Consider the following 12,978-nt stretch of genomic DNA (forward strand, 5'->3'; position numbering starts at 1 on the left):
GGGTTGCCTTTTGCATGAGCAGAAAACGGGTTTCTCCGAGAAACCCGTTTTCTGTGCGTTACTCAACGGATTTAGTATTAGTATAATATTGTCAACATACCAAGACAAAAAAAGGTGGGACTTGCCCACCTTTATCACTAAACTATTGTCCTTTCTCCACTGCTGCCACCATCAATATAATGCCTCTCAACTTCGGTAGAGCCAGAACGACAGAATAAAGGCTCTAGACAATAATCTAATCTTACCGATTTTTGAAAGCCTTGTAAATCAAGCTCAAAAAACTAGGGGTATTTTATTTATATTTTTGGTGATAATTGCACGAAAAAAGCGACGATCATGTTTAAGAAAAAAAGTGTTTGATCCCGTCAATACCTCCTCTCGCTAAACTAGCAACTGCTCTTACCTGTTTTCGCTCATCCTCGTTCATATCAGCATACTTTTGGGCTGCCATTTTCAGACCGTAGATGAGTGTCCCTGTTGGGATCACAATATTTAAACCTGGCATCCATACAGTTATTGCCGTAAATGCCAGACCAGCTAAACCTACTAATCCAGTAATTTCGCTAATCAACTTCAAACCAGCTTTTATGTCACCCTTAGTAAAGGTTTCATTAGCATAACGTTCTAGGTCATCATCTAGTTTAGACATTTCAAATACCCTTAATAAATAACGAGATTAAAACTTTTTTAGCCTGCTAATACCATTTTTCAAAACCCTTGTCATGAATCCGCATGATCAAAGCCCTACGGTGAGCGTATCGGGTAAGTCAGCTATTTTTGAAATTTGGTACAAATATGGGTTTCAAGCATAATTTTTGACACAAAGGGTGTATTAATCGAATATAAGATAACACACCCCTTTGATCAGAACGACAGATTAACCCTTGGCTTTTTCTACCTCAGCAATCCGTAAAATGGTTTTCAGCACCGAATCAGGATTAAGACTGATGGAATCGATGCCTAATTCCACTAAAAATTGAGCAAATTCGGGATAATCACTGGGAGCTTGACCACAGATACCGATTTTGCGATTATGGGCTTTAGCGGTTTCAATAGCCATTTTCACCATGCGTTTAACTCCCTCATTCCGTTCATCAAAAAGATGGGCAACTAGGGCAGAATCCCGATCTAATCCTAAGGTTAATTGGGTCAAATCATTAGAACCGATCGAAAATCCGTCAAACACCTGAGCAAATTGGTCGGCAAGAATTACATTACTTGGTAACTCACACATCACATAAACTTGCAAACCATCAACCCCGCGTTCGAGACCATTTTTCGCCATTTCTTCAAGGACTCTCATCCCTTCTTCGGGGGTACGACAGAAAGGAATCATCGGAATCACATTAGTTAATCCCATTTCTTCCCGGACCATTTTCAGCGCCCGACATTCCAAAGCGAAAGCCTCGCGATAATTAGGATCAGTATAACGGGAAGCGCCGCGCCAACCGATCATCGGGTTTTCTTCCTTGGGTTCAAAGGGTTTGCCACCCAATAAATTAGCGTATTCATTGGATTTAAAATCGGACATCCGCACAATTACATCTTTGGGGTAGAATGCGGCTGCAATCATGGCAATTCCCCGGGCCAATTTATCGACGAAAAATTGGGGTTTATCCTCGTAGTGTTTGGTTAATTCGGCGATTTGGTCTTTTACGTCTCCTTCTTCCAATTCGTGGAATTTCAGCAAGGCGCTGGGGTGGGCCTGAATATGGTTAGCGATAATAAACTCTAGACGGGCTAAACCGACTCCTTGGGCAGGAATATCGGCAAAAGCGAAGGCTTTTTCAGGATTACCGATATTCATGAGGATTTTTGTCCGAGTTTGGGGCAAATTGTCCAGGGGAGTTTCAAGAATTTCAAAGGGTAGCAATCCGAGGTAAACTTTCCCTTCATCCCCTTCCGCACAGCAAACGGTGACTTCCTGACCGGTTTTAATCGTTTCCGTGGCATTATTGCAACCCACGATCGCCGGAATGCCCATTTCTCGCGCGATAATAGCGGCATGGCAAGTACGACCACCCTGATTAGTAACGATCGCGCTTGCTTGTTTCATAATCGGTTCCCAGTCGGGATCCGTGCGATTGGTGACGAGAACTTCTCCCGGTTTAAAGTTGTTGATTTTGTCTACACTGAGGATGACTCTGGCTTTTCCTTGACCGATTGCTGCACCTACACTTCGTCCCACCGCTAAAACTTGACTTCTTTGCTTAATTTCGTAGGATTTAAGGATATTAGCTGCTTTTTGCGATTGTACGGTTTCTGGGCGCGCCTGAACGATAAAGAGTTCTCCCGTGATCCCATCTTTTGCCCATTCGATGTCCATGGGGGTGTAGGTTCCGCGCACTTGCGAGTAATGTTCCTCGATTTGGGTCGTCCAACGGGCTAAAGTGAGGATTTCTTGGTCACTAATGCAGAATTGATCCTGTTCTAGCTTGTTAACTCGGATATTCTTGGTTAGACGCGATCCTCCATCATCGTAGATCATCTTGATGGCTTTACTGCCGAGGCGTTTGTCGAGGATGGGTTTGTAACCGTTTTTAAGAGTGGGTTTAAAAACCAGATATTCGTCGGGGTTAACGGCTCCTTGCACGACATTTTCCCCTAAACCGTAGGCTGCGGTGATTAAAGTGGCATTTTTGAACCCTGTTTCCGTATCGATGGAAAACATCACCCCGGAGGTGGCTAGATCTGAACGCACCATTTTTTGGACACCGACGGAAAGGGCGACGGCAAAGTGATCGAAACCGTTATGATGACGGTAGGAAATAGCGCGATCGGTGAATAAAGAGGCAAAACATTTATGGCAAGCTTCTAAAACTCCCCTCACCCCTTGCACGTTGAGATAGGTTTCCTGTTGTCCGGCAAAACTCGCTTCGGGTAAGTCTTCGGCAGTGGCGCTTGAGCGAACGGCCACATCAATGGAATGATAGAGATCATCGCCATAACGTTCACAGAGTCGGCGATAGGCAATAGCGATCGCATGACTTAAATCATCGGGGAACGGTGTATTGAGGATTAATGTGCGCGCTTGTTTACCTTTTTCTTGCAAGTTCTGCACATCATTTTCGTCTAAATCTTGGAAAATTTGTCTTAATTGTGCGTCTAGTCCGGCTTTTTCGACAAAGTGACGGTAAGCGTAAGCGGTGGTGGCGAATCCTGTGGGGACATTAATCCCTTTCGGGGTTAATTGTTGGATCATTTCGCCTAAGGAGGAGTTTTTCCCACCGACTAATCCCACGTCTTTGCTGTCTACTTCTTCAAACCACAGAATTAATGCTTGTTCTCTAGAGGTTCTCGCAACATCTTGTAGTAGCATCATAAGTATTTTTACCTCTGTACTTTATACTTTCAGTTTAGCGACATACCATCTTCAAAAACCCTTGAGTTTGATATTTATTTACAAAACTATATAATAGCAAACTCAGCTACGATCACCCTATCTCTAAAGGGTTTAATTGTCTAGGTACTTAACACAAAAATTAACAAACTAATCAGGAGTCTCAACAGTAACTTTCCTCAATGATAGCCTTAGTTATCTCAAAATAGTTACAGCAGTTATCTCAATGGTGAGATAAGTAGGTGGGTGGAATTAAATATAGGATGAACGTAGGTTGGGTTGAAGCATGAAACCCAACGCCCGCATAGTTTACAGTACCGCTAACCCATCCTACAAATAATTGTGCCTCCCTACTTAGGAAGTTTTCGTTTTGGGGAGTCGGTCGTCAGCAGTCAGGAGTCAATACCAAATTAGGTTATACTTTTTTTTATGAGAAGGGCTGTAATTTAGCTTTAGGCATTTTCAAGGTCTGATAATAGTTATTCTTCTGTTAAGTCAATCATCCCTACGCCAAAATCGGTCAATCTCAATAAAAAATTAACCCTATCCACTCCTAATAAATTGGCAGCCATACCCGATGAAATACGTTTTATCTCAAAGAGTTTTACTACCATAGCCCAGGTTGCTTCTCTCTCGAATTCCTCGCGGGTTTTTTGAAGAAAGTCGGGTAAATTTTCAGGATAATTTATGGTGAGTTGTAAAGTCATATCTCGTGTTATATTTATCTCATTTTTCTAGGTTGGATTTCACCTAGTTTAGCTCCATCCAACCTAGATTTATTTATATTTGTGTGATGGTGACATCAACAGTTTTAACCGTAGTTCCCAAACTGGATAAGGGAGGTTGAATTTCCTGTTCATTACCCACCACAAGAGTCACAATTTGATTCGGTTGTAGATATTGTTGGGCCACTCGTTGAATATCGGCAATTGTCACCCCTTTTACCGCTTGTTGATAACGGAAGATAAAATCTTGGGGATAACCATAGTATTCATAGGTCATCAATCGCGATAAATTTTGAGCAGGTTTCTCAAACTTAAAAACAAAAGAATTGAGAATAGCATTTTTAGCATCTTCTAATTCTTTGGCAGTAACGGGTTGATTACGAAGGCGCTCGATTTCGCCTAAAATTGCCTTAATAAAAGGTACGGTGGCATCGGTGCGAGTTTGACCTCCGGCAATAAATAAACCGGGATAATCATAACGACTATTCCAGACACCATAGACAGAATAAGCTAATCCTTGACGGGAACGCACTTCATTAAATAAACGACCACCAAAACCGCTTAAAATCTCATTTAATACCGTTAAAGCGGGATAGTCGGGACTATCCAAACGACCCCCAAGATGACCTAATAAAACGCTACTCTGGGTTAATTGGGGTTGATTGACGACAAAGACACCTTGAAGATTTTTTTGGGTTGCAGAAGGGGTGACAATTTTAGTGGCAGTTGCGGGATTTTTCCAATCGCCAAAAGTTTTATTGATTAATGCTTTCATCGACTGAGAATCAAAATCACCGACAATTCCTAAAATTATTTGGTCGGGACGGACATAGGTACGATAAAAATCGATTAAATCCTGACGGTCAATATTAGCTAAAGTGCTATATTCTACAGTACGAGCGTAGGGGCTATTATCACCATAGACTAGCTTTTTAAACTCCCGACTAGCAATATCATCAGGATCATCATTACGTCGGGCAATCGCGCCTTTTTCCTGAACTTTGGCTAATTCTACCCTCTGACTTTCAAAAGCTGGGGAACGCAAAACCTCGGCAAAGAGATTAAAAACTGTTTCTAAATCTTCACTAAGAGCGCTAAAACTAGCAGTTCCAGAGTTAAGATCGATCGAGGTTTCTACTAGGGCTGCTCTTTGTTCTAATAATTGATTTAAGACATTAGAAGGATGTTTTTCCGTGCCACCACTACGCAGCACGGTTCCAGTAATATCGGCTAATCCGACTTTTTCCCCGGATTCTAATCTCCCTCCTGTCCGAATCATCGCCGTACCACTCACTAAAGGTAAGCTCCGATCCTCCACTAAATAAACCACCATACCATTATCTAGTTGATAACGTTCGTATTGGGGAACTGTAACTTCAGGAAGGGGAGGAAAAGTTAAATCGGTAAAATGTCGCGGGGTTTGGGCAATTGCCGGGGAACGAAAAGCGAGGACACCTATCAGGGTGATCAGGATTAAACCTAGCCATTGTAAGCGTTTTTTCATGATTTGAGTCAAAATTATCGGAAGGAATAGATAAGAGGGAGCAAAAAGCAAACTTCACCGCTTTTTACTTTGGTAAAATTCGGCCAATAGTGCGATTTTCGGGGGTAAAAGTTTCTTTAGCCACCCGTTGAATATCGGCTGCCGTGACAGCATTATAAGCATCTAATTGGGCGAATAAATTACGCCAATCGCCGGTTTTTACCTCGTATTCAATCAAGGATCGCGCCATGCCCATGTTAGAATCAAGTCCTCTTAATAGGGCTGCCCGTAGTTGATTTTTAACCCGTTCTAATTCCTGTTCTGAAACTGGTTCATTTTTCAATCTTTCCAATTCCAAATTCAAACCCTGCGCTACTTCCTCCAGGCTGACATTAGGAGCGCTGAGAGCATAGAATAACAGCAAATTCGGGTATTTATCCCCCGGAAAGCCGTTAAATCCCTGGGCAGCGAGGGCAAGTTGTTTGTCCTCCACTAAAGCTTTATACAGTCGCGAAGTTCTTCCTTCACTCATTAAAGTGGCGATAACCTCGTAAACCGCATGATCGGGATGATTGAGGGCGGGACGATGGTATCCTTCTAAATACCAAGGCTGCGAGGCTAATTTTAGGGTAACTTCCTTTGTTTTGGTTTGGTTCGGTTCTACTACCTTCACCTGTGGGGGTTTCGGTTTAGCGGGAAAACGACCAAAATAAACCTCAGCTAACTGTTTGACCTGTTCTGGGTCCACATCTCCGGCGATAGCTATGGTTAAATTACTGGCAGCATAAAATTTATCGAAAAAGTTTTGGATATCTGAGGGTTCCAGATTGCGAATATCTCGATCGTAGCCGATAACGGGACGTTTGTAGGGATGGACAGTATAAGCTTGATCGAGAAAAGCTTCGATTAATAAACCCAAGGGGCTATTATCCGTCCGCATCCGTCTTTCTTCCAGAATTACGTCTTTTTCTTTGTAAAATTCCCGTTGGAACACCGGTTCTAAAAATCGTTCCGATTCCAAAGACATCCATAATTCCAATTTATTCGACGGGAAACTGTAAAAATAGCTAGTTGCATCGCTGGAAGTGGTGGCATTTAAACCGACTCCTCCCTGAGTTTCGACGATTTGCCCGTATTCGTTGCGTTGGACGAATTTCTCGGACTCTGCCTTAGTTTTTTGAAATTCTTCCGTTAATTTAGCCACTTCTGCGCTTTTACCTGCTTTTTTGGCCGCTTGTAGTTCTTTGTCTATAGCTTCAAGGCGATCGAGGACTTTTTTCTCGCTAAGATAATCGGTAGTACCGATGGTTTTTGTGCCTTTAAAGGCTAAATGTTCCAAAAAGTGAGCAACTCCTGTTTTCCCGTCCGGTTCATCGGCACCTCCCACATCCGCATAGGTGACAAAGGAAATAACCGGGGCATTGCGATTTTCTAGGATAATGAATTTTATTCCGTTATCGAGGCGAAATTCGGTAATTTTTTGTTGAAATTGCTTAAGGTAGGGGGTAATCGATTGCACATCGGCTGATTGCTCTTTCGCTTGGGCAAGAAGGGGTGAGAAACTCCCAAAACCCCAAAACACAAGGAAAGCGACCCAAAAGCCGATTACAGCCCGATAATAGGGGTTATTTTTAATGATCATGGATAGTTTTATCAGGTATCGTGGGAGCGAGAGATCGATCGCTATCTTCGATCTTAGCAGTCGATTGTTAGGAGAGGGGGAGTGGGAATTATGAATTATGAATTATAAATTATGAATTGGGAAGTGGGGAAGTGGGGAAGTGGGGAAGTGGGGAAGTGGGGAGAATAAATAAAAGCAATCTCCTGACTCCTATCTCCTGACTCCTGACTTTTAGACAAAAAATCTCTCCCTAAAGAGGAGAGAAGTCAAAAAAAGCACGATTGACAATGGGGGGGAGGCGGTTTTTATAGGTCGCCACCACGAAAAGCTAGTAGGAAAATGACAAAGGGGCCAGCTAACATGATTAGCGCCACGAAGGTGAGTTGAAAAATGGGTTCTAAATTGAGAGCCGCAAATAATTCCATGATGTCTCCTAACCTGTTTACAATGATTTAAAAGGCTAATCTGGTCAAAACCATTGTCTATCATACAGGGGATGATTCGCTGGTTTTCCTGATTCGATACAAAAATACATAAAGTTTTGTTGCAATTCTGAATTTTCCCGCTTTCCTATTTCCTTCCCACTAGGGGCAATCTCAATGTTCAACTCTCTGGCCACATCTCCCGACTCGTTAACCCGGATTTATACTGGTTTTCAGGCACTCTCGGATCCCCTGCGACTGCAAATTCTGCAACTTTTGCGACATCAGGAATTATGCGTCTGTGAATTGCGCGACCATCTTGATATCGCCCAATCTAAATTATCTTTTCACCTAAAAACGCTAAAAGAAGCCAATTTAGTCCGCAGTCGTCAAGAGGGTCGTTGGATCTACTACAGCCTCAATCTATCTCAATTTCTTCTCCTAGAAGAATATCTATCGGAATATCGTCGTTTTAGTTCCCTCGTCCCCGCTCGTTTCTGCGAGGAAAATCAGTAACCGATCAAGATTTTTAGAAATATTAAAGCTTTATGACTGGCTTTTACTCTTGACATATCAACTTTTTTTGAAATAATAAAGGTGGATTACCCAATCTCCCATTATTCTCTTTCCACCTTTGTGCGATGACTAATCAAATCAATCCTAAAGCCGCCAAAGCTGGTGGTAGCCTTAGTGTTTTTGAAAAATATCTTACCCTTTGGGTTATTTTCTGTATTTTGGCGGGAATTGCCCTCGGTCGGTTATTTCCGGACGTAGCGCAGACTTTAGATGCCATGAGTATCTATAACGTTTCTATTCCGATCGCCATCTGTCTTTTCTTCATGATGTATCCGATCATGGTTAAGATCGACTTTTCTCAAGCTCTTCGGGCTGCCCGTACTCCCAAACCAGTTATTTTAACTTTAGTGGTTAATTGGCTGATCAAACCCTTTACCATGGTGGCGCTGGCTCAATTTTTTCTCGGCTGGCTATTTCTGCCTTGGTTGAGTCAAACGGAGATTATCCGAGGACAGACGGTAAGTTTAGCTAGTTCCTACACTGCTGGAGCTATTTTACTAGGAATTGCTCCCTGTACGGCTATGGTCTTGATGTGGGGCTATCTTTCCTACAGTAACCAGGGTCATACCCTAATTATGGTAGCAGTCAATTCCCTAGCGATGCTTTTTCTCTACGCTCCTCTAGGTAAATGGTTACTGGCAGCTAATAATTTTGTAGTCCCTTGGCAGACCATTGTTTTTTCTGTGTTAATCTACGTTGGTTTACCGCTTATTGCTGGTATTTATAGCCGTCACTGGATTTTTAAACATAAAGGACGGGCCTGGTTTGAATCGCGTTTTCTTCACTATCTCAGTCCTGTGGCAATCACTGCCTTATTGTTAACCTTAATCCTCCTCTTTGCTTTCAAAGGCGATTTAATTGTTAGTAATCCCCTGCATATTTTCCTGATTGCTATTCCCCTGTTTATTCAAACTAATCTGATTTTTTTTCTTAGTTATGTGGCCGCTCTCAAACTCAATTTAGTTTACGAAGATGCGGCTCCGGCTGCTTTAATTGGTGCTAGTAATCATTTTGAGGTAGCGATCGCCACTGCGGTGATGTTATTCGGATTGAATTCGGGGGCTGCTTTAGCGACAGTAGTGGGGGTATTGATTGAAGTACCTGTGATGTTAATGTTGGTAGAGTTCTGTAAAAAAACCGCCTTTTGGTTTCCCAGAGATCCAGAAAAAGCCACCCTTCTCGATCCTCGTTGCTTGAGTCCTTACAAATAATTATTCACCATGATCCAATCGACTCACAAACCCAGGATTCTTTTTCTGTATGGCTCTTTACGGGAACGTTCCTACAGTCGTTTATTAGCAGAAGAAGCGGCCAGAATTATCACTGAATATGGGGCAGAAGTGCGCTTTTTTGATCCCCGTGAATTGCCGATTTATGGCAGTGTTCCCGATACTCATGCCAAAGTACAGGAATTACGAGAATTAAGTCAATGGTCCGAGGGTCAAGTCTGGTCATCTCCCGAACTTCACGGCAATATTAGCGGCATTATCAAAAACCAAATTGATTGGATTCCCTTAAGTATTGGTGCGATTCGTCCCACTCAAGGCCGCACTTTAGCAGTCATGCAAGTAAGCGGAGGTTCCCAATCTTTTAACGCGGTTAATACTCTGCGAATTCTTGGTCGTTGGCTGCGAATGTTTACTATTCCTAATCAATCTTCTGTGGCTAAAGCTTATCAGGAGTTTCATGAGGATGGCACGATGAAAGATTCCCCCTATCGAGATCGGGTTATTGATGTAATGGAGGAACTTTATAAGTTTACTATTCTCCTGCGAGATCAGGTAGATGATCTGACTGATCGCTATAGTGAAAGGAAAGAAAAAGCCGCCCAAGAAATAGCCACAATTGCCCATAAAGCTATTAATTAAATCAATTTCTAGGAGTTAAAATCATGAAAAAAGTTATGTTTGCCTGTAGAAAAAATTCCTGTCGTTCCCAAATCGCCGAAGGTTTCGCTAAAACTTTAGGCGCGGGTAAAATTGCCGTCACAAGTTCCGGATTAGAAGCGGCCAAAGTTCACCCCGGAGCAATCGAAGTTATGCAGGAAATTGGTATCGATATTACTGACCAAACTTCTAAACCAATTAGGGATTTTAATCCCGAAGATTACGATGCCGTTATCTCCCTATGTGGTTGCGGTGTCAATCTGCCGGAAGGATGGGTTTTACAGGAAATTTTCGAGGATTGGTTAATTGATGATCCCGATGGTCAACCTATCGAAACTTTTCGCCGAGTTCGCGATGAAATTAAGGCTAAAGTTATCGGATTAATCGAGCAGTTAAGTAGGTAGTTGTTAAAAGTTGTCAGACACCCCCCTTATTAAGGGGGGATTAAGGGGGGATCCCCCCGCCTATCGGCACCCCCCTTATCAAGGGGGGCAGGGGGGATCAGAGGGAAAATCTATTTTTAATTTAATTATAACTACTTACTTAAGTTAATTTCCCAAAAAAATCTTCGGCTCTCTTGTGGTTTGTGTGATAGATTTACTGATCGAATCTGTCTTCCTCTCTGTGTTCTTTGTGTCTCTGTGGTTTATCCAACCCAGCTAAACCAAGAGAGCCTTTTTTTCTAGCTTATCCCTTGGGGGAGAAAAATAATAAGGGGAACCACAGTTGATGAAGAATATCTTCATTAATCCGACGCACGGCTAACCATTCCAACATATTAGAACGATGGCAGGTGGCCACAGCGATCGCACTGATATCGTTTTCTTCTGCTGCCGTCAAAACTTCTAATACAGGTGTTCCTGATCGCACTTCGCTCTGTACTTGCAAACCGAGTTTTTCTAGTCGCGCTTGCACCGATTCTAATTCCCGACGGGCATCATTTAAACGGTATTCGGTGACACCGGGATCGCGACTGATATTTTCCACTACCCGGAGGAGAAGACATTGCTCAAAAGAGCCAGGGGAGCGAGTTTGAGCGTATTTTTCTATCTGTTCAATTAGATAAATCGCGTCGGGACTGCCATCGTAGGGAATTAATAAATGTTTCCAGAGATGCTGACAGCGCAGGGCTAATTCATCGTGAGTATAAACTGATAATAATTGCGGTCGGAAAATCAGCAGCGGAATATCGGTAATACCTGCGATCGCTAAACTGGTACTACCGAATAATTTTTCTTGGACAGCACCGCGCATGGGATTTCCCATCAAAATCACGTCGATAGAGTGATGAGCGAGGATTTCCCGCACGGCATCCACGGGACGACGGTTAGAGATTTCGACAATAACTGTCATACCTGCGGGAATATTTGCTAAAGCTGGGGATAATTGTTCTTTGGCTGCGTCAATTTTCGCTTGATCTACGGCAGCTAGGGTGGGTTGTTCCCAAACTGGAATACTGTGGAGGAAGATAACTTGTTTTAAGCCGCTCAGGGCTAAGTGTGGCACACAATGGACAAGACGATGGAGACCATCGAAAAGATCTGTACAGATCAAAGCGCGCTCGAACATAAATTAACCCCTAGCAATTCGGTTATCCTTCCCTAAGAATAGCTAAAAAGGTGAAGAAATGCGCCCCGCATCCCTAGCTCGTTTCCGCAGAAACCCAGCTGGAGAAAGAGGTCGCCCGCAGGGGTGAAATGAGTTATTGGGAAGCCCAGGGATTAGAATCTAGACCCCACTGGTGTTTGAGAAAAGCTTTGTACATATTTTCTCTGACCATCATTTGTTCGTAGAGCTTGATCAGGAAATCCTGCGCTTGCTCCTGACTCATTTTTTCTACCTGAGTCTGAAAAGAACGAATGTTGAACTGTTGTTCTAAGGAAAGTTCGATCGGTTGAGACATGGTGTTCCTCCTCGATGAAGACAGTGGTTGATAACAAGCGAGATGGGTGATGGGTATCACCTTTTTTAACTAATGTAACAAATACTTGACAAAGTGTCAATGTATCTGTAGAGGGGGTTTTGCTTTTTCCCTCCCGTTAGCTAGGATACCCCGCCGCCAAAAGGAAAGAAGCATATAATGATACATTTAGCAAGAGTTTTAATAAAATTTTGCTTACTGTGAACAAATACTTAAGTAGTTATACTTATTTTTTCCATGGCAGCCCGGAGCGAGAGAAAATATTTGACAAATTGTGTAAACATTCTGTAATAATCGAAGAGAGCGACATAAATCGGGTAAGCTGAATGGTTGGGCCTGTTAAAAGCTAAAAACGTAACCCCTAGATCCCGTCCCTCTCGTTGAAATCGTTAAGGATAGTCAAAATTGACGGACACAGCCGCTATCGTGCAGAAACTACAAGCTTATCGCTGGGAAACATCCTCCTTAGCTCTGTTTGCCTTAAAAAAATCAGCATACAGGCACGGAATGTCGCACAAGTTTTTACCTAAAATGTCGGATGAATGCCCCCGCTACATTTTTCGACAAGATACTCAGCTTTGCGGGGGATGAAATCCGACCAGAATATCAACCGCAGAGCATCGGTTTAATTCCACCATCTGTGGGTAAACTGTGTTATAATTAACTTAGCCAAGGGTCGAGGATTGTTAGATGCTAGTCGTAGAAGCAAAGCTAAAAAACGGAACACCAGAGCAATATCACCGGCTTGATGAAGCTATCAAAACTTCTCAGTTTGTGCGTAATTCTTGTGTTCGTTATTGGCGGTCCAATCAAGGGACAACCCGCAATGATCTCCAAAAACTTTGCGCGGTACTAGCTAACAATAAAGAGACACCATGGGTTAATAAATTAAACTCTCAAGCTCGTCAATCGGCTGCTGATAGAGCCTGGCAATCAATTACTAGGTTTTACCATAATTGTCATGCTAAGATACCGGGAAAAAAGGGGTTTCCTCGGTTCAAAAA

At 42.7% G+C, this 12,978-nt stretch carries 12 protein-coding genes and 1 pseudogene; 5 read left to right on the forward strand and 8 right to left on the reverse strand.

The window, feature by feature from the left end; all coding sequences use genetic code 11:
* Positions 1 to 340: 340 nt before the first annotated feature.
* The 6 genes from IM500_RS07595 to psb30 all read right to left on the reverse strand — a co-directional run bounded on the left by IM500_RS07595 (position 341) and on the right by psb30 (position 7,594).
* Complete coding sequence (locus IM500_RS07595; RefSeq protein WP_190721574.1) at positions 341 to 649, reverse strand: hypothetical protein; 309 nt, start codon at positions 647 to 649, stop codon at positions 341 to 343.
* A 228-nt stretch (positions 650 to 877) separates the two neighbouring features.
* Positions 878 to 3,322: a phosphoenolpyruvate synthase gene (gene ppsA, locus IM500_RS07600; RefSeq protein WP_190721572.1), complete on the reverse strand. Its 2,445-nt coding sequence runs from the start codon at positions 3,320 to 3,322 to the stop codon at positions 878 to 880.
* 497 nt (positions 3,323 to 3,819) lie between these two features.
* Positions 3,820 to 4,047: a UPF0175 family protein gene (locus tag IM500_RS07605; RefSeq protein ID WP_190721570.1), complete on the reverse strand. Its 228-nt coding sequence runs from the start codon at positions 4,045 to 4,047 to the stop codon at positions 3,820 to 3,822.
* 73 nt (positions 4,048 to 4,120) lie between these two features.
* Positions 4,121 to 5,569 carry a M16 family metallopeptidase gene (locus IM500_RS07610; protein WP_190721568.1) on the reverse strand — a complete coding sequence of 483 codons (1,449 nt, stop codon included), beginning with the start codon at positions 5,567 to 5,569 and terminating at the stop codon, positions 4,121 to 4,123.
* Positions 5,570 to 5,633: 64 nt separating this feature from the next.
* Positions 5,634 to 7,190 (reverse strand): M16 family metallopeptidase, encoded by a 1,557-nt coding sequence (locus tag IM500_RS07615; RefSeq protein WP_287738064.1) that lies wholly within the window; start codon positions 7,188 to 7,190, stop codon positions 5,634 to 5,636.
* Positions 7,191 to 7,474: 284 nt separating this feature from the next.
* The gene (gene psb30 / locus IM500_RS07620; RefSeq protein WP_002736367.1) at positions 7,475 to 7,594 is read right to left on the reverse strand and encodes a photosystem II reaction center protein Ycf12/Psb30; all 120 of its coding nucleotides are present in this window, start codon (positions 7,592 to 7,594) and stop codon (positions 7,475 to 7,477) included.
* Positions 7,595 to 7,768: 174 nt separating this feature from the next.
* On the opposite strand from psb30, the gene IM500_RS07625 reads away from it, so the two are divergent.
* From IM500_RS07625 to arsC, 4 genes are all read left to right on the forward strand, one after another.
* Positions 7,769 to 8,107 carry an ArsR/SmtB family transcription factor gene (locus tag IM500_RS07625; RefSeq protein ID WP_287629075.1) on the forward strand — a complete coding sequence of 113 codons (339 nt, stop codon included), beginning with the start codon at positions 7,769 to 7,771 and terminating at the stop codon, positions 8,105 to 8,107.
* 125 nt (positions 8,108 to 8,232) lie between these two features.
* On the forward strand, positions 8,233 to 9,378 hold the full coding sequence (arsB, locus tag IM500_RS07630) for an ACR3 family arsenite efflux transporter (RefSeq protein ID WP_287738065.1): 1,146 nt from the start codon (positions 8,233 to 8,235) through the stop codon (positions 9,376 to 9,378).
* Positions 9,379 to 9,387: 9 nt separating this feature from the next.
* Entirely contained in the window at positions 9,388 to 10,035 is a 648-nt protein-coding gene (gene arsH, locus IM500_RS07635; protein WP_287738066.1) for an arsenical resistance protein ArsH, read from the forward strand.
* A 23-nt stretch (positions 10,036 to 10,058) separates the two neighbouring features.
* Positions 10,059 to 10,457, forward strand: coding sequence for an arsenate reductase, glutathione/glutaredoxin type (gene arsC / locus IM500_RS07640; protein WP_159292536.1), 399 nt, complete (start codon positions 10,059 to 10,061; stop codon positions 10,455 to 10,457).
* 283 nt (positions 10,458 to 10,740) lie between these two features.
* Here arsC and IM500_RS07645 read toward each other — a convergent pair whose 3' ends face one another.
* Entirely contained in the window at positions 10,741 to 11,622 is an 882-nt protein-coding gene (locus IM500_RS07645; protein ID WP_287738067.1) for a universal stress protein, read from the reverse strand.
* Between the two features lie 133 nt (positions 11,623 to 11,755).
* A complete protein-coding gene (locus tag IM500_RS07650) occupies positions 11,756 to 11,956 on the reverse strand; it encodes an NblA/ycf18 family protein (RefSeq protein ID WP_002791926.1) in 201 nt (66 codons plus the stop codon).
* A 708-nt stretch (positions 11,957 to 12,664) separates the two neighbouring features.
* On the opposite strand from IM500_RS07650, the pseudogene IM500_RS07655 reads away from it, so the two are divergent.
* A pseudogene (locus tag IM500_RS07655) lies at positions 12,665 to 12,978 on the forward strand (RNA-guided endonuclease TnpB family protein); the annotation flags it as partial.

The organism is Microcystis sp. M179S2, assembly GCF_020245805.1.
GTDB classification, from domain to species: Bacteria; Cyanobacteriota; Cyanobacteriia; order Cyanobacteriales; family Microcystaceae; genus Microcystis; species Microcystis aeruginosa.